Source organism: Streptomyces sp. NPDC050546 (assembly GCF_044457425.1).
Lineage (GTDB): Bacteria > Actinomycetota > Actinomycetes > Streptomycetales > Streptomycetaceae > Streptomyces.
Window position 1 is genome coordinate 206,750 of record NZ_JBITGX010000005.1, and the last position, 15,870, is coordinate 222,619.

Sequence of the window (15,870 nt, forward strand, 5' to 3'; positions counted from 1 at the left end):
ATGTCCTGGACACGCGTAGTCAGGTGCCGCTTCGAGGCGACACGGTCGGCCGTCCGGCAGGCCAGGGAGCATCAGCGGTACTACAAGGCGAACAGGGCGCGACTCAAGGCCGAGTGGCGGGACGCCCGGAAGTCGGGCGAGCCCCCCGAGAACCCCGGCCCGCCGCCCAGCGGTTTCACGCTGCTGCCGTGGCTGCTGCTGGGGATGGGCGCGTTCTCCAACCTCTTCCAGGACCGGACGACGGACCCGTGGATCGGCGGTCTTGGCCTGTGCACCTTCAACTCGCTGTACATCTATGTGGCGTTCCGCGCGTTCGACCGGGAGAAGCGCGAGGCGCTGTCCACCCGGGTGGCGCTCGCCGTGCTGGCGGCCGTGACCTGCGCGCTCGGCGCCGGCTACGGCGGCAGCTGGCTGCTGTTCTTCCCCCTGCTCGGGCTCGCGACGGGCGCGGCACTGCGGCTGTCGCAGCTGCGGCCCGCCGGTACGGCCGTGGCGGTGCTGGCGGGGGCGGTGTCCTGCTTCCACGACGGCTGGGGCGGCCTCGACATCGCGTACGCCACGTGGATCTCGGCGATGGTGACGGCCGCGATCATCCGCCTCTCCGAGGCAGTACGGGAGCTGCGCGCCGCCCGCGAGGAGCTGGCCCGCCGGGCGGTCGAGAAGGAACGGCTCCGCTTCTCCCGTGACCTGCACGATCTGCTCGGGCACACGATGTCGGTGATCGTCGTGAAGTCGGAGGCGGCCCGCCGCCTGGCCGCCCGTGACCTGGACGCGGCGCTGGCCCAGATCACGGACATCGAGGCCGTGGGCCGCCAGGCCCTGACGGAGATCCGCGAGGCCGTGACCGGCTACCGGCAGGGCAGCCTCGACACGGAACTCACCCGCGCGCACTCGGCCCTGACGGCGGCAGGCATCACCCTCGCCGTGACCCGCACCGGCCCCCCGCTCGGACCGCAGACCGAGGCCCTGCTGGGCTGGGTGATACGGGAGGCGGTCACGAACGTCGTACGGCACAGCGGCGCGAACCACTGCGAGATCACACTGGCGGGGGCCGGAGCCGGGGAGCGGGTGCGGCTGACTGTGGCGGATGACGGGGTGGCCGACGCCGGCGGGGGCGGGGCGGTCGCCACGGGCGAGGCCAGGGCGGGCGCTCCGGGCGGGGCAGGTGCGGTCGGTGACGGCGCGGGTGGGGTGGTCGGCACGGGTGAGGTCCGTATCGCCGGCGAGCTCGGAGCCATGAGCGGGCCCTGGGGCTTCGGTGGGCTCGGTGGCACGGGGCTGACCGGGCTGACGGAGCGGCTCGCGGTGGCGGGTGGATCGCTGACCGCGGGGCCGCGGGCGAGGGGCGGATTCGCGGTGACGGCGGAGCTGCCGCTCGATGTCGACACGGCGGATGCGCACCCGACGGTGGCCGAACCGGCGTGACGCCTCACCGTCGGCGGGCAGCCGGCCGCTGGGGCCGGGCCCCTGCCCAGCGGCGTTGCCGTGTACGTTGGCCGAGGGGTCGCGCCGTACCTCGACGGCGTTGGCAACGGCTGGGGGAATGGAGCACATGGGACGCGTCGCCGTCATCACCGCGCCGAACATCGGGTACCGCAACACGGGCATGCTGACCGTCGACTTGGCGTTCGAGTCCCTGCGGAGGCGGATGACCGCCGGGGGCGATCAGATCGACGCCACCTGGTTCACCCTGCACACACCTGAGACCGTGCCGCTGCGCGAGTGCGCGCGAGGCACCGGCTTCCCGTTCCGCTTCCTTCCGCTGGCCGAGCACCTGGACACGCTCCGCGACCACGACGCGGTCGTCTTCTGGGGCGACTTCCTGCACACCCGGCACTATCTGGCGCAGGACGCGACGAACCGTCTGCTCGACTTCGGCATCGCCGCGGACCGGGACGCCGCCCGAAACCTGCTGAACCGGACCCTGCTGTTCGCGGACCAGCCCGACGAACTCCTCACCCGGACCCTCAGCTACGGCGGGACCATCCTGCACAACACGCAGTCCGACTACGAGGACAAGGAATACGGCCCCCTGTTCGCACGCCTGGTGACGCGCAACCACCGCACCTGGGTGCGCGACCCGCTCTCGGCCGCGAAGATCGCGCACCTGCGCGGGGACCGTACGACCGACTACTTCGGTTCGGACGCGGCGCTGCTGTCCCGCCCGGGCGACCTCGACCACCTCCCGGCCACGGACTGGTCCCGTTCCCTCCCGAAGGGCGGCGCGATCGGTGTGTTCCTCGGCGCCAGGACGCCCGTCCCGGCGTGGCTGCCCGCCGTCTGCCAGGACCTGTCCGACCGCCTGGGCGCGCCCCTGGAGTGGCTGCCCTGGTTCGACCGGGACGTCCCCGCTCCGGTCGGCCACATCGCGGCCCGCCCGGGCGACCACACCATCGGCGACCTGGTGGGGGTCCTGCCCCGCTACCGGCTGGTCATCACGGACACCTATCACCTGGCGGTCAACGCCTGGGGCGCCGGCACCCCGGCGGTCTGTGTCGGCGCGCCCGAGCCGACCCCGAAGACCCACGACGACTACCTGACGCTGAGCGATGTGAAGAAGCACGTCTTCCACATGGCGTACGACGCGACGGACTTCTACCTGTCCACGCAGGAACCCCACGGACAGAGCGTCGACCGGATCGTGCAACTCGTGGAGGGCGGCGGAGCCGACGCCGTCGCGACCCGCATACGCGCACACGCCGACCACTCGGCGAAGGCCTTCACCGAAACGCTGGCCTCGCTGCTCGACTCGCCCCGGCCTACCCTGGGCGCGTGACCGACAGAACCATCCGTGTGCTGCTCGCGGAGGACCAGGGCATGATGCGCGGCGCGCTCGCGCTGCTGCTCGGCATGGAGGACGACATCGAGGTCGTCGCCCAGGTGGCGGCCGGTGACGCGATCCTGGACGCGGCGCTCGCCCACCGCCCCGACGTCGCCCTCCTCGACATCGAACTCCCGGGCAGGAGCGGTCTGGACGCCGCCGGCGACCTGCGGGCCCGGGTCCCGGACTGCCGGGTGCTGATCCTCACCACGTTCGGCCGCCCCGGCTATCTGCGCCGGGCGATGGAGGCGGGAGCCACCGGCTTCCTGGTGAAGGACGGCCCGGTGGAGGAGCTGGCCGCCGCCATCCGCCGTGTCCTGGCCGGCGAGACCGTGGTGGACCCGGCCCTCGCCACCGCCGCGCTCAGCGCCGGCCCCAACCCCCTGACCGGCCGCGAGTGCGACACCCTCAAGGCCTCGGCGGACGGCGCGACCGTCGCCGACATCGCCGCGCGGCTCCATCTCTCGGAGTCCACCGTCCGCAACTACCTCTCCTCCGCCATCGGCAAGACAGGCACCCGCAACCGCACGGAGGCCCTACGCGAGGCCCGCAGCCAGGGCTGGCTCTGAGCCCCGCGCCCCCGCCCCGCCGAACAGGGCCGTCCACAGGAACCCCTTCCCGAAGCACCCCGACTCCTCCGGCTCGTCCCGCATCCGCCGCAGTTCGACCTCGGTGAGCCCGGAGAAGATCCCCCGCAACGACTCGGGCGTGTACGCGAGCCCGCCCCGCAGTCCGGCCGCGTCCCGGTAGAAGTCGGCGTCGGACAGCTCCGACCCCATCCCCCCGGCACCGGCGGCGAAGCATGTGAGGCCGAACAGGCCCCCGGGGGCCAGGACGTCCTCCAGCAGTGCCAGATAGCTGATCCGCCGGTGCGGAGGCAGATGGTGGAAGCAACCGGAGTCGTAGACGAGGTCGTACGGCCCGGTGAGTTCCGTACCGGCGAGGGCGAACGCGTCACCGCGGTGGAACCGCACGCCCTCCACCCCGGCCTCCCGGGCTCGCTCCCGGGCCCAGTCGACGGCCGCCGGAGCCAGGTCGACCGCGTCCACCTCGAACCCCTGGGCCGCCAGATACAGCGCGTTGCGCCCCGGACCGCACCCGAGCTCCAGCGCGCGGCCGCCGCTGATCAACCCCCGTTCCGCCCAACTCACCAGATTCTCGTCCGGCTTCGCCACGAAGAACGGCACCGGCCGGGAACGGTCGGCGTAGAACCCGTCCCACCAGTCGGCACCCCGGCCCGTCCACCGATCGGTCTCGGGTGCGAACAGCCCGTCGAGCAGGGCGAGTACGTCGTCGACGGTGCGCATGCTCCGGTCCATCCGGCCCCCTTCCGCATCCGCCAACCCTACGCAGGGATCCGGCGAAGCCCCAGGTCAGAGCGGGTTGTTGGGCATCGGTGAACCGCCCTCCGCGGCCCACCGTGCCACCGGGACGCCCCTCGCCGACACACCGCATCACCCCCGGCCCGAAACACCGGCGGCACGCCGTCCCAGGGCCATGACGCCCCCTCCCCGGCCGGTGCGACGCACGCTGATTTCCGCACGCGACGCACACTGATTTCCCCACGCGACGCGCGCTGATTTCCGCATCGGCAGGGGCCGGCGGCCCTACCGCTCCCGCGGCATCCGCGGCAGCCAGACCCACATCAGCAGGACGCCCGCGATCAGCACCCCGGTCCCCACCCGGAAGGCCAGCGCGTAGCCCTCCGTCAGCGCCGCCGGTGTCCCGCTGCCCGCTGTCCGGGCCGCCGCGAGGGTGGACAGGACGGCCAGGCCGAGTGAACCGCCCATCGTGCGGGAGGTGTTGACGAGGCCGGAGACCAGGCCGGCCTCGCCGGGGGCGGCGCCGGAGGTGGCCAGGGAGGCGAGCGGTGTCGACGCGAGGCCCGCGCCGAGCATCATGAGGACGCCGGGGACGAGGATCGCCGTCACGTAGGAGCCCTCGGCGGTCATCCTGGACTGCCAGGCGAAGCCGGCCACGGCGACCAGGGTGCCCAGCACCGCCACGGTGCGCGGGCCGGCCGCCCGCATCAGCCGGGGCGCGAGCTTGGAGCCGAGGACGACGGCCAGGGAGCTGGGGGCCAGGGCCAGTCCGGCCTCCAGGGGTGTGTAGCCCAGGACGTTCTGCGCGTACAGGGTCATGAAGAACCACATGCAGAACATCGCGAAGCCGCACAGGAACATCGAGACGTTCGCCGACGCCACCGACCGCAGGCGCAGCAGCCCGAGCGGCATCAGCGGGCTCGCGGTGCGGGCCTCGACCGCGAGGAACAGGGCGAGCAGCACGAGCCCGGCGAGCAGCGGCAGCAGCGTGGCCGCCGCCGTCCAGCCCTCCGCCTCCGTCTGGGAGATGCCGTAGGCGAGCGTGCCGAGGCCGGTCGTCACGAGCAGCGCGCCCGGCAGGTCGAGCCGCCGCCGGTCCCCGGCCCGGCCCTCGACGAGGAACCAGGCGGCGGCGCAGAGCACCACGACACCCACGGGCACGTTGATCAGCAGCACCCACCGCCAGGACAGCGCCTCCACCAGGAGCCCGCCGGCCAGACCGCCCGCCGCGCCGCCGGCGCCCCCGACCGCCGTCCAGGTCCCTATCGCCCGGGCCCGGGCCGGACCCTCCGGCACCGACGAGGTGAGGATGGTCAGCGTCGAGGGCGCCAGCACCGCCGCGCCCAGCCCTTGTACGGCCCGTGCGACCAGCAACTGCCAGTCGTCCTGCGCCAGTCCGCCCGCCACCGAGGCCAGGGTGAACACACCGAGCCCGACGAGGAACATCCGCTTGCGTCCGTAGAGGTCTCCGGCCCGCCCGCCGAGCAGCATGAACCCGGCGAAGGCGATGGTGTAGGCGTTCACCACCCATTGCAGGCCCTGCTCGCTCAGCCCGAGCCCGGTCCGCATCGAGGGCAGCGCCACATTGACGACGGACACGTCCAGCACGACGAGGAACTGCCCGGCACAGGTGAGCGCCACCACGAGCCAGGTGGGGGGCGACGCGGTACGGCGGGGTGTTCGGGTCCTTTCGGCGGCTTCAAGCATGGGTGTCATGCTCTCAACCACTCCATGCTCCTGGCATCGGGATTTCGGCCTAGGCCCGGCGGGGCCGGACCTAGGCCCCCTCCCCAAGAGAAGGTCAAGAATTCGTTAGAGTGCCAAAGCAACGGAATAGTTGCCTGCACATACGAGTTCAGTCACCACGTAACCCCATGATCCGTAGCTCCCGCACACCTTCCCGGCCTGGAGGCCCCTCTCAATGACGCAGACGACGACAGACCGTCCCGCCGGCAGAGCGAGCGGGCCCGTGGTCCCGGTGCTCGCCTTCGCGGGCATCGTTGTCGCGGTGATGCAGACCCTGCTCGTCCCGGTCATCAAGGATCTGCCGCAACTGCTGGACACCGACCCCGGCAACGCGACCTGGGTCCTGACCTCGACCCTTCTCTCGGGTGCGGTGGCCACCCCGATCATGGGCCGCCTCGGCGACCTCTACGGCAAGCGGCGCATGCTGATCCTCAGCCTCGCCGTCATGGTCGTCGGCGCGCTGCTCAGCGCGCTCACCAGCGATCTGCTGCTCATGATCACGGGCCGTACCCTCCAGGGCTTCGCGATGGGCGCGATCCCGCTCGGCATCGGCCTGATGCGCGACATGCTGCCCCGGGAACGGCTCGGCTCGGCGATGGCCCTGATGAGCTCCTCCATAGGCGTGGGCGGCGGCCTCGCCCTGCCCGCCGCCGCCCTGGTCGCCCAGCACGCCGACTGGCACGCCCTCTTCTACGGCGCCGCCGGCCTCGGTGTGCTCTCCATCGTCCTGACCCTCCTCGTCGTACCGGAGTCCCCGATGCGTGCCGAGGGCTCATTCGACCTGCTGGGCGCGCTCGGTCTGTCCGCCGGTCTCGTGCTGTTCCTGCTGCCGATCACCAAGGGCAGCGACTGGGGCTGGACCTCCGGCACCACGCTCGGTCTGTTCGGCGCCGCCGCGGTCGTCCTGCTCCTGTGGGGCGTGATGGAACTGCGCCTCAAGGCCCCGCTGGTGGACCTGCGCACCACGGCCCGCCCGGCCGTCCTCTTCACCAACCTCGCCTCGATCATGGTCGGCGTCTCCTTCTACGTCGTCTCCCTGGTCCTGCCGCAGCTGCTCCAGCTGCCCAAGTCCACCGGCTACGGGCTCGGCCAGTCGATGGTCGTGGCGGGGCTGCTCGTCGCGCCGCTGGGCCTGACGATGATGTTCACGGCGCCCGTCTACGCCCGGCTGTCCGCGAAGTACGGCCCCAAGGTCACCCTGATCCTCGGCCTGCTGATCATCGCGATCGGCTACGGCGCCGGCCTCGGTCTGATGAGCGCCGCCTGGCAGAGCCTGGTCATCGCGGTCCTGCTGGGCGCGGGCATCGGCCTCGCCTACTCCTCGCTGCCCGCGCTGATCGTCGGCGCGGTCCCGGCCTCGGAGACGGGTGCGGCCAACGGCCTCAACACCCTGATGCGGTCCATCGGCACGTCGGTGTCGAGCGCCGTGATCGGCATGGTGCTGGCCAACACCGCGAACGACGTCGGCGGGGTCGCGATCCCGACGATGCAAGGCTTCCGGGTCTCCTTCCTGATCGCGACCGCCGCGGTCGCCGTGGGCCTGCTCTTCGCCCTCTTCCTGCCCGGCCGCCGCCCGGCCGCCCACCCGCAGCTGCGGGCCAGCAGCGAGGAGGACGCCAACCTGGAGCACGCCGAAGCGGTCCTGCGCGGCTTCCGCGGCCGGGTCCTGGGCGCGGACGGCGCCCCGGTCGCCCGGGCCAAGGTCACGCTGATCGACCGGCGGGGCCGCCAGGCCGGCGCGACCCTCTCCGCCGAGGACGGCAGCTACGCGCTCGCCGTCCCCGACCGGGGCTCCTACGTCGTCGCCGCCCGGGCCCCGGGCCATGCCCCGCTCGCCTCGGCGGCGACCCACACGGGCGACGACCGCCCGGTCGACCTGGACCTGCCCCTGCCGGGCGCGGCGGTCCCCGCCTGATTCCGTTACTGCTCGGTACCCCCTGTCGCCCGCCGGCAGGGGGTACGGCAGCATGGGGCGCCCACACAGTCGTACGACCGGAAGGAACCCCATGCCGCCCGCGGCCCCGAAGCCCGAGATCCTGGCCGCGTTCGAGGCGGCGAAGGGGTTCATGCCCGTGGACGAGGGGCTGGCCCTGTACGCGGCGGCGGTGGAGGCCGGGCGGCTGGGGCTGCCGCTGCTGGAGGTCGGGACCTACTGCGGCCGGTCCACGATCCTGCTCGCCGACGCGGCCCGTGAGGCGGGGGCCGTCGCGCTGACCGTCGACCACCACCGCGGCAGCGAGGAGCAGCAGCCGGGCTGGGAGTACCACGACCCCGAGACGGTCGACCCCGAGATCGGCCTGATGGACACGCTGCCCACGTTCCGCCGCACCCTGCGCAGGGCGGGCCTGGAGGACCACGTGGTGGCCCTGGTCGGCCGCTCCCCGCAGATCGCCGGGTTCTGGCGCACTCCCCTGGCCCTGGTCTTCATCGACGGCGGCCACACCGACGAGCACGCCACCGCCGACTACGAGGGCTGGGCACCGCACATCGCGGAGGGCGGCCTGCTCGTCATCCACGACGTCTTCCCGAACCCCCAGGACGAGTTCACCGGCCAGGCCCCGTACCGCGTCTACCTGCGCGCCCTCGCCTCCGGCGCGTTCACCGAGACCTCGGCGACGAACTCCCTGCGCGTGCTGCGGCGCACGGGACCGGGCATCTGAAGGCGAGCGCGGCTCGGCAGCCGCGCGGCTGGCCGGGTGAACCGCGCCCCCTGCTCCCTCTCCCGGTCGGCCCACGGGCGGCGTGGCGTGTCGGTGGGGAGCGGTCGCTGTCCGAGGATCCGGCCGCGTGGCACACACCATCGCATTCGCAGAGCTCGTGGAGAAGCAGCGCGCGGCGGACGAGGCGCACGCCCGTATGCGGAAACTGCGGGACGCCTACGGTCCGCCCACCCAGACCAAGTGGAGCGGCCAGCAGACCACGACCTGGGAGACCGCCTGGCGGGCCTGGCGCGACCTCGCCCGTGACGTCCAGGCGGCGGTGACCGCGTACGCGAAGCAGGAGGACACCCCGCGCCAGGAGATCGAGGCGGAGGTGAAGGAGGCGGTACGGCGCGAGGACCCGGACGGGAACGAGGGGTAGCCGCCACCCGCCCGGCCCTCCTCGGCCCGCGTCCGCCCCGGGACGGCCGCTAGGGTGAGGGACGTGTCGTACGTAGGCCCGGACTTCGAACCACCCCAGCCCCGCCGCCCCCGCCGCGGCCCTCTGACCGTCGCGCTCGCCGCGCTGGTGCCGGGGGCACTGCTCGGCTGGCTGCTGTACGAGACCGTGGGCGGCTCGGGCGACGACGGCGGCTCGGGACAGGCGACCGTACGGTCCTCCCCGCCCGCCGCGTCGAGCCCGCCCGCCGACGACGCCACCGACGACGGCAAGAAGCCGGGCGCCGACCCCACGCCCGCCGCGCCCTCGGCCTCCGCACCGGCCGGCGCCTCCGGTCCCCTCAAGGGCAAGGTCGTCGTCATCGACCCCGGCCACAACCCGGACAACTTCCAGCACCCGTCCGAGATCAACCGCAAGGTGAACATCGGGACGAACTGGAAGGAGTGCGACACCACGGGTACGTCCACCAACGACGGTTACACCGAGGCCAAGTTCACCCTGGACGTCGCACACCGGATGCGGGCGCTCCTCGAGGAGCAGGGCGCCACGGTGAAGCTGACGCAGGACGGCGACCGGCCGTACGGCCCGTGCGTGGACGAGCGGGCGCGGATCGGCAACGAGGCGAAGGCCGACGCCGTGGTCTCGATCCACGCGGACGGCTCGGGCACCGGCAATCGCGGCTTCCACGTCATCCTGCCCGGCGCGGTCAACTCGGGCGCCGCCGACACCCGCGCGATCGTCGCCCCCTCCCGCGACCTCGGCGAGCGCGTCGCGGGCCGCTTCGTGGCCGTCACCGGCAGCGCGCCGTCCAACTACATCGGCGACGGCTCCGGTCTCGTCACGCGTAAGGACCTGGGCGGTCTCAATCTGTCAACGGTTCCGAAGGTGTTCATCGAGTGCGGCAACATGCGCGATAGCAAGGACGCGGCATCACTGACCAGCGGCGCATGGCGGCAGAAAGCGGCGCAAGGGATCTCTGAGGGAATCGTGAGTTTCCTGCACGGGTAGCTCTCGACGGGCGGATCCGGGCGGACACCCTGACAGGGCGGACGATAGTGTCATCCCTACGATGAGGGGCCACCCCCGCGCTTCACACAGGGGCCTGACGGCGACATGGTGACAGCGACGCCTCTACCGACGATGAGACGACCTACGAAGGACCTGAAGTGAATATCCGCTCCCTCACTCGAGGCGATGGCGTGGTGCTCGGAGCAGCGGTGTTGCTCTTCATCGCGTCGTTCCTCGACCTGTACTCCTTCGAGAATGCCCCCGACGAACTCGCCCTCCCCATGCTGTGGGGCAGCGGCCCGGTCGTGTTCAGTGTCGTGCTGGCCGGGATCATCGGCGCCGCGCTCGTCGTCGTGGCCCGGGGCCTGCCGCAGGTCCCGAAGGTCGCCGGTCTCGACCTCGGCCAGTTCGGCGCCGCTTTCACGGTGTTCGCCGCGTGGAGCGCGCTCGGCAACATCGTCGACGTGCCGGGCGGCTTCGACAACATCGGTGACAACCCGGGCGACAACCTCCCGACTCCCGGCATCGGACTGATCCTCGCCCTCGTCGCGACACTGCTCATGGCCGGCGCCGCGATCGCCACCCCCCTCGTCCCGGCCCTCAAGGGCGCCCTCCTCCCGGCACCCCGCCCGGCGGCCCCGCAGCCCTACGGCGCCCAGCCCCCCGGTGGCTACGGCTACCCGGGCGCCCAGCAGCCCGGCGGCTACGGTCACCCGCAGCCCGGTCAGCCGGGCCAGCCCGGTCAGCCCGGTCAGCCGGGGCAGCCGTTCGGTGGTCAGCCGCAGCCGCAGCAGGCGCAGGCGCCGCAGGCCCCGGCCGGGGACTTCTCGCCGTTCTGGTTCGCGGTGCCGGTGCCGCGTCCGCTGTTCGCCGAGGACGGTTCGCCGACGCCGATCGCCGAACTCGCCCCGGGTACCTGGTACCTGGCCGTCGAGCAGCGCGGCCCGGCCCTGGTCGCGCAGACGCAGGACGGCCGCCGCGGCGTCCTCCAGGACACCTCGGGCATCCAGCGCGGCTGAGCCCACGCCCCCTTCACGGCCCCTCGCCCTTCCGGGCGGGGGGCCGTTGCCGTACAGTCGTCGCCCCAGTCGGCTGACACACCGTCAGGAGGCAGGTATGCGGCTCGGTCTCGCACTCGGCTACTGGGGCCGCGGCCCCTCCCCCGACCACATACCGCTGGCCCAGGAGGCCGAACGGCTGGGCTACCACTCCGTGTGGACGGCGGAGTCCTGGGGCTCGGACGCGTTCACGCCGCTCGCCTGGATCGCCGCCCACACCTCCACCGTCAAGCTGGGTACGGCGGTTGCCCAGATGGCGGCCCGTCCGCCGACCACCACCGCCATGCAGGCGCTCACCCTCGACCATCTCTCCGGCGGCCGCATGATGCTGGGCCTCGGGCTTTCCGGGCCGCAGGTGGTCGAGGGCTGGTACGGCCGACCGTTCCCGAAGTCCCCGCTCACCGCCACCCGCGAGTACGTCGACGTCGTACGGCAGGTGCTCCGCCGCGAGGCCCCCGTCGAACTGGCGGGCCGCTTCCACTCCCACCCGTTCCGGGGCCCGGACGCCACGGGCCTGGGCAAGCCCCTCAAGCCGATCACCCATCCGCTCCGCGCCGACCTGCCGGTCCTGCTCGGGGCGGAAGGTCCGAAGAACGTCGCCCAGACGACCCGGATCGCCGACGGCTGGCTGCCGCTGTACTGGTCGCCGACCCGGCCGGAGGTGTACGGCCCGGCCCTGGCCGAGCTGCCCGAGGGTTTCCTGGTCGCGCCGATGGCCCAGGTCCGGGTCTGCGACGACGTCGCCGAGGGCCTGCTGCCCGTCAAGATGATGCTCGGCTTCTACATCGGCGGCATGGGACACGCGGCCCGCAACTTCCACGCCGACCTGATGGCCCGCATGGGCTACGAGGACGACGCCCGCCGCATCCAGGACCTGTTCCTCTCCGGCCGTCGCGAGGAGGCCGTCCGCGCCGTCCCCGACGCCTTCGCCGACGAGATCTCCCTGGTCGGCCCGCGCGAACGGATCGCGGAGCGACTGGAGTCGTGGCGCAAGGGCCCGGTGACGGACCTGCTGGTGCTCAGCCCCGACCGCCACACGCTGCGCGTACTCGCCGAGTTGAACGCCTGAGCGAATCCCTGGGTTTCATCCAGAGTTCAAGGGCAACACGGAGGACATGTCCCCTCGATATCGCAACGGTGCGAATCAGGCCGGCACGATCGTCGCGGTCGTGGCCGACATCATGGCTCTCATCCTGGGTCTGTGGATCCTGATGTACCTGCTGGACGCCAACCAGGCGAACAGCTTCGTCCAGTTCATCCACGACGCGGCCCGCTGGCTCGCAGGCTGGTCCCACGACCTCTTCACCTTCGACGAGGCCTGGGCCCGAGTGGTCTGCGGCTACGGCCTGGCAGCGGTGGTCTACCTGTTCGTGGGCCACGCGATCGCCAACAGGGCCCACCGCCACTGAAAAACGCCATAAGGGGCTCGCCCTCAGGGGCGCGGGGAACTGCGCGATCAACCACACACAACCCGCGCCCCGCCACAAAGCAACAACCAGTCGAGCTCTCAGGCGCAGCAGTCCGAGTCCAGCCCACTGGGCAACTCATCCCCAGCGAACACCTGGCACGTGGCCTCATGCCCACCCAACGCGGCCACGGCCAGCAACAACGACCCCGCGGTCCACGTGGTCAACTCCCGCGGCCAGATCGCGTCGTCGTCAAACACATACCCGGTCCAGTACAGCCCGCTCTCGGCGTCACGCAGATGCTGGATCGACTGCAGCACCTCCAGCGCCCGGTCGGACTCGCCCATCGCCCACAGCGCGAGGGCGAGTTCGGCCGACTCCCCACCCGTCACCCACGGGTTGGGCACGACGCACCGCACCCCGAGCCCCGGGACGACGAACCGTTCCCAGTCCTCCTCGATACGAGCCTTGGCCTCGGCCCCGGTCAGCGCACCGCCCAGCACCGGGTAGTACCAGTCCATCGAGTACCGGTTCTTGTCGAGGAACCGCTCCGGATGCCGCCGTATCGCGTGCCGCAGGGCACCCGCCGCCAACTCCCAGTCCGGTTGCGCCTCTTCCCGCTGCTCGGCGATCGCCAGCGCGCACCGCAGCGCGTGGTGGATCGAGGAGCTGCCCGTCAGCAGGGCGTCCGCCGTGTCCGTGCCGTCGTCGTCGCGGCGCCAGCCGATCTGCCCGCCCGGCTGCTGAAGGCGCAGCACGAACTCCACCGCCGCGCACACCGCCGGCCACATCCGCTCCAGGAACGTGTCGTCGCCGGTGGAGAGGTAGTGGTGCCAGACGCCCACGGCGATATAGGCGACGAAGTTGGTCTCCCGGCCCCGGTCGGTGACGTCGCCGGCCTCTCCGTCGGCGTAGGCCGCGTACCAGGAGCCGTCCTCGTTCTGGTGCCGGGCCAGCCACACGTAGGCCCGCTCGGCGGCCTCGTGTTCGCCGGCCGTGTCGAGGGCCATGGCCGCCTCGACGTGGTCCCACGGGTCGAGGTGGTGCCCCCGGAACCACGGGATCGCACCGTCCCCGCGCTGTACGGCGAGGATGCCGGCGACGGTCGCGGCGGCCTGCCCGGCGGTGAGGACCCCGGGCAGGACGAGGTGTTCTGTCCGGGGGGTCGTCACTTGGCGTCCACCCGGGGGAGATGCGGCTTGGTCGCGTACGCCACGAAGCTCTTGCCGATCAGCGGGTTCAGCGCCTGCTCGGCGACCCGGGTGGCCAGCGGCTTCTTCATGATGTCCCAGACGAGGAGCTTGTGGTACGCCCGCACCGGCAGCGCCTTGTCGTTGTCGACGCCGAAGGCGCACTTCAGCCACCAGTAGGGCGAGTGCAGCGCGTGCGCGTGGTGGGTGCCGTAGGGCTTGAGGCCGGCCTCGCGGATGCGCGCCAGGAGTTCGTCGGCCTTGTAGATGCGGATGTGGCCGCCCTCGACCTCGTGGTAGGCGTCGGACAGGGTCCAGCAGACCTTCTCGGGGCCGTAGCGCGGGACCGTGATGGCTATGCGGCCGCCGGGCTTGAGCACCCGCACCATCTCCGCGAGGACGCCCTTGTCGTCCGGGATGTGCTCCATGACCTCGGAGATGATGACGACGTCGAAGGACTCGTCGGGGAAGGGCAGCGCCAGGGCGTCGCCCTCCATGGCCGTGGCGGTGGCGCCCTCGGGGGCCTCGCCGGCCTCCTTCATCGCCGCGAACCACTTGGCGACCTCGCGGATCTCCTCGGCGTTCTGGTCCAGCGCCACGACCTGCGCGCCGCGCCGGTAGCACTCGAACGCGTGCCGGCCGGCACCACAGCCGAGGTCCAGGACGCGGTCGCCCGGGGCGAGCGGGAACCGGGAGAAGTCGACGGTCAGCACGTGGCCCTGCTTTCGGAGTTGACGCCTTGTACATCTGTGGGGGCCGCGGAGCCGGCACCCTCGGGAGCCGCGGAGCCGGCACCAGCCGAACCGGTCGGCCCTGCTGCCGCCGAGACGGCGGAGCGGGCGGGAGCCAGGGGCGTGCTCGTCGTGGAGCCGCCGGAAGCCACCGGCCCGGAGCGTCCTGTCGCGCGACCGGCCCGGTCGATCGCCTCGCGGTACCGGGTCACCGTCCCTTCCGCCGCCCGGGCCCAGGTGAAGTGCCGCAGCACCCGTTCACGCCCGGCCGCGCCGAGCCGTGCCCGCAGCTCGGCGTCGCCCAGCAGCCGGCCCAGACCGGCGGCCAGGGCCCCCGCGTCCCCGGGCGGTACCGCCAGGCACGTCTCCCCGTCACGGCCCGCGACCTCGGGTATGGCGCCGCCGGTCGTGGCGAGCAGGGGCGTGCCCGTCGCCATGGCCTCCGCGGCCGGGAGCGAGAAGCCCTCGTACAGCGAGGGCACGCAGGCGACCTGCGCCGAGCGCACCAGGTCGACGAGTTCGGCGTCGGAGATGCCCTTGACGAACTCGACGGCGTCGGCGAGGCCGTACCGTTCCATCGCCTGGGCGACGGACCCCTCCGTGGGCCGCTTGCCGACGACGACGAGGTGCGCGCCGGGGTGCTCCGTGCGCACCTTGGCGAGCGCCTCGACCAGATGGACCAGGCCCTTCAGCGGCACGTCCGCGCTGGACGTCGTGACGATCCGGCCCGGTACGACGGGCACCGAGGGATCCGGCGAGAACAGGTCGGTGTCGGCGCCGATGTGGACCACGTGGATCCGGTCCTGGCGTACACCGAGGTGGTCGACGATCTCCTGCCGCGACGTGCCGGAGACGGTGAGCACGGAGGGGAGCCGGCGGGCGACGCGCTTCTGCATACGGGTGAAGGCGTACCAGCGGCGCACCGACAGGCGCCGCTTCCAGCCGTCCGCCGCGTCCAGCTCCAGCTGCCGGTCTACGGTGATGGGGTGGTGGATCGTGGTCACCAGGGGCGCGCCCACGTCTCCCAACAGCCCGTACCCGAGCGTCTGGTTGTCGTGGACGACGTCGAACTCGCCCCGGCGGGCCCGCAGATGGCGGCGGGCGCGCAGCGAGAAGGTCAGGGGCTCGGGGAAGCCGCCGGTCCACATGGTCGCCACTTCGAGCGCGTCGATCCAGTCGCGGTACTCGTCGCGCCCCGGGGTGCGGAAAGGATCCGGCTGGCGGTAGAGGTCGAGGCTGGGCAGCTCGGTGAGGCTCTGGCCGTCGGGGCCCTCGTCCAGGACGGGGTAGGGCTGGGCACCGATGACCTCGATGCGGTGGCCGAGGCGGGACAGTTCGCGCGAGAGGTGCCGGACGTAGACACCCTGGCCGCCGCAGAACGGGTTCCCTTTATAGGTGAGGAGCGCGATGCGGAGCGGTCGCAAGCCGTCGGCGGCGGGGTCCTCCGAGGGCCCGGCCTCCCTGGCCTCAGCGGTCACTCTGGCCCCCT

15 protein-coding genes are annotated in these 15,870 nt (G+C 72.4%); 10 read left to right on the forward strand and 5 right to left on the reverse strand.

Translation table 11 applies throughout. From position 1 onward, the window contains the following. The 3 genes from ACIBK5_RS14680 (at position 1) to ACIBK5_RS14690 (ending at position 3,390) form a co-directional block, all read left to right on the forward strand. A complete protein-coding gene (locus ACIBK5_RS14680) occupies positions 1–1,425 on the forward strand; it encodes a histidine kinase (RefSeq protein WP_399019513.1) in 1,425 nt (474 codons plus the stop codon). A gap of 127 nt (positions 1,426–1,552) precedes the next feature. Beyond that, a complete protein-coding gene (locus tag ACIBK5_RS14685) occupies positions 1,553–2,776 on the forward strand; it encodes a hypothetical protein (RefSeq protein WP_399019514.1) in 1,224 nt (407 codons plus the stop codon). Then, complete coding sequence (locus ACIBK5_RS14690) at positions 2,773–3,390, forward strand: response regulator (protein ID WP_399019515.1); 618 nt, start codon at positions 2,773–2,775, stop codon at positions 3,388–3,390. Before ACIBK5_RS14685 ends, ACIBK5_RS14690 begins: the two co-directional genes overlap by 4 nt. Here the strand turns inward: ACIBK5_RS14690 and ACIBK5_RS14695 are convergent. Both ACIBK5_RS14695 and ACIBK5_RS14700 read right to left on the reverse strand, forming a co-directional pair. Then, positions 3,358–4,140: a class I SAM-dependent methyltransferase gene (locus tag ACIBK5_RS14695; protein ID WP_399019517.1), complete on the reverse strand. Its 783-nt coding sequence runs from the start codon at positions 4,138–4,140 to the stop codon at positions 3,358–3,360. The genes ACIBK5_RS14690 and ACIBK5_RS14695 overlap by 33 nt on opposite strands. A 288-nt stretch (positions 4,141–4,428) precedes the next feature. Continuing rightward, entirely contained in the window at positions 4,429–5,859 is a 1,431-nt protein-coding gene (locus tag ACIBK5_RS14700; RefSeq protein ID WP_399019519.1) for an MFS transporter, read from the reverse strand. A 205-nt stretch (positions 5,860–6,064) separates the two neighbouring features. On the opposite strand from ACIBK5_RS14700, the gene ACIBK5_RS14705 reads away from it, so the two are divergent. From ACIBK5_RS14705 to ACIBK5_RS14735, 7 genes are all read left to right on the forward strand, one after another. Beyond that, complete coding sequence (locus ACIBK5_RS14705) at positions 6,065–7,804, forward strand: MFS transporter (RefSeq protein WP_399019521.1); 1,740 nt, start codon at positions 6,065–6,067, stop codon at positions 7,802–7,804. A gap of 91 nt (positions 7,805–7,895) precedes the next feature. Then, positions 7,896–8,549: a class I SAM-dependent methyltransferase gene (locus tag ACIBK5_RS14710; protein WP_399019523.1), complete on the forward strand. Its 654-nt coding sequence runs from the start codon at positions 7,896–7,898 to the stop codon at positions 8,547–8,549. A gap of 127 nt (positions 8,550–8,676) precedes the next feature. After that, positions 8,677–8,970 (forward strand): hypothetical protein, encoded by a 294-nt coding sequence (locus tag ACIBK5_RS14715; RefSeq protein WP_399019525.1) that lies wholly within the window; start codon positions 8,677–8,679, stop codon positions 8,968–8,970. Positions 8,971–9,033: 63 nt separating this feature from the next. Beyond that, a complete protein-coding gene (locus ACIBK5_RS14720) occupies positions 9,034–9,996 on the forward strand; it encodes an N-acetylmuramoyl-L-alanine amidase (RefSeq protein ID WP_399019527.1) in 963 nt (320 codons plus the stop codon). A 158-nt stretch (positions 9,997–10,154) separates the two neighbouring features. Continuing rightward, positions 10,155–11,015 carry a hypothetical protein gene (locus ACIBK5_RS14725; protein ID WP_399019529.1) on the forward strand — a complete coding sequence of 287 codons (861 nt, stop codon included), beginning with the start codon at positions 10,155–10,157 and terminating at the stop codon, positions 11,013–11,015. A 97-nt stretch (positions 11,016–11,112) separates the two neighbouring features. After that, on the forward strand, positions 11,113–12,123 hold the full coding sequence (locus tag ACIBK5_RS14730) for an LLM class F420-dependent oxidoreductase (protein ID WP_399019531.1): 1,011 nt from the start codon (positions 11,113–11,115) through the stop codon (positions 12,121–12,123). Positions 12,124–12,169: 46 nt separating this feature from the next. Beyond that, positions 12,170–12,463: a hypothetical protein gene (locus tag ACIBK5_RS14735; protein WP_003989869.1), complete on the forward strand. Its 294-nt coding sequence runs from the start codon at positions 12,170–12,172 to the stop codon at positions 12,461–12,463. 98 nt (positions 12,464–12,561) lie between these two features. On the opposite strand, the gene ACIBK5_RS14740 is transcribed toward ACIBK5_RS14735, so the two are convergent. The 3 genes from ACIBK5_RS14740 to ACIBK5_RS14750 are packed head-to-tail and all read right to left on the reverse strand — an operon-like array spanning position 12,562 to position 15,859. Then, on the reverse strand, positions 12,562–13,632 hold the full coding sequence (locus ACIBK5_RS14740; RefSeq protein WP_399019533.1) for a prenyltransferase: 1,071 nt from the start codon (positions 13,630–13,632) through the stop codon (positions 12,562–12,564). Further along, on the reverse strand, positions 13,629–14,363 hold the full coding sequence (locus tag ACIBK5_RS14745; protein ID WP_399019535.1) for a class I SAM-dependent methyltransferase: 735 nt from the start codon (positions 14,361–14,363) through the stop codon (positions 13,629–13,631). The genes ACIBK5_RS14740 and ACIBK5_RS14745 overlap by 4 nt, the downstream gene beginning before the upstream one ends. Continuing rightward, positions 14,357–15,859, reverse strand: coding sequence for a glycosyltransferase family 4 protein (locus ACIBK5_RS14750; protein ID WP_399019537.1), 1,503 nt, complete (start codon positions 15,857–15,859; stop codon positions 14,357–14,359). Before ACIBK5_RS14750 ends, ACIBK5_RS14745 begins: the two co-directional genes overlap by 7 nt. Between the last annotated feature and the right edge of the window lie 11 nt (positions 15,860–15,870).

Bases quoted from the DNA above. Each gene is read 5' to 3' on its own strand.
- ACIBK5_RS14730 (WP_399019531.1), top strand. From the start codon at position 11,113: ATGCGGCTCGGTCTCGCACTCGGCTACTGGGGCCGCGGCCCCTCCCCC.
- ACIBK5_RS14700 (WP_399019519.1), bottom strand. From the start codon at position 5,859: ATGACACCCATGCTTGAAGCCGCCGAAAGGACCCGAACACCCCGCCGT.
- ACIBK5_RS14710 (WP_399019523.1), top strand. From the start codon at position 7,896: ATGCCGCCCGCGGCCCCGAAGCCCGAGATCCTGGCCGCGTTCGAGGCG.
- ACIBK5_RS14735 (WP_003989869.1), top strand. From the start codon at position 12,170: ATGTCCCCTCGATATCGCAACGGTGCGAATCAGGCCGGCACGATCGTC.
- ACIBK5_RS14695 (WP_399019517.1), bottom strand. From the start codon at position 4,140: ATGGACCGGAGCATGCGCACCGTCGACGACGTACTCGCCCTGCTCGAC.
- ACIBK5_RS14705 (WP_399019521.1), top strand. From the start codon at position 6,065: ATGACGCAGACGACGACAGACCGTCCCGCCGGCAGAGCGAGCGGGCCC.
- ACIBK5_RS14680 (WP_399019513.1), top strand. From the start codon at position 1: ATGTCCTGGACACGCGTAGTCAGGTGCCGCTTCGAGGCGACACGGTCG.
- ACIBK5_RS14685 (WP_399019514.1), top strand. From the start codon at position 1,553: ATGGGACGCGTCGCCGTCATCACCGCGCCGAACATCGGGTACCGCAAC.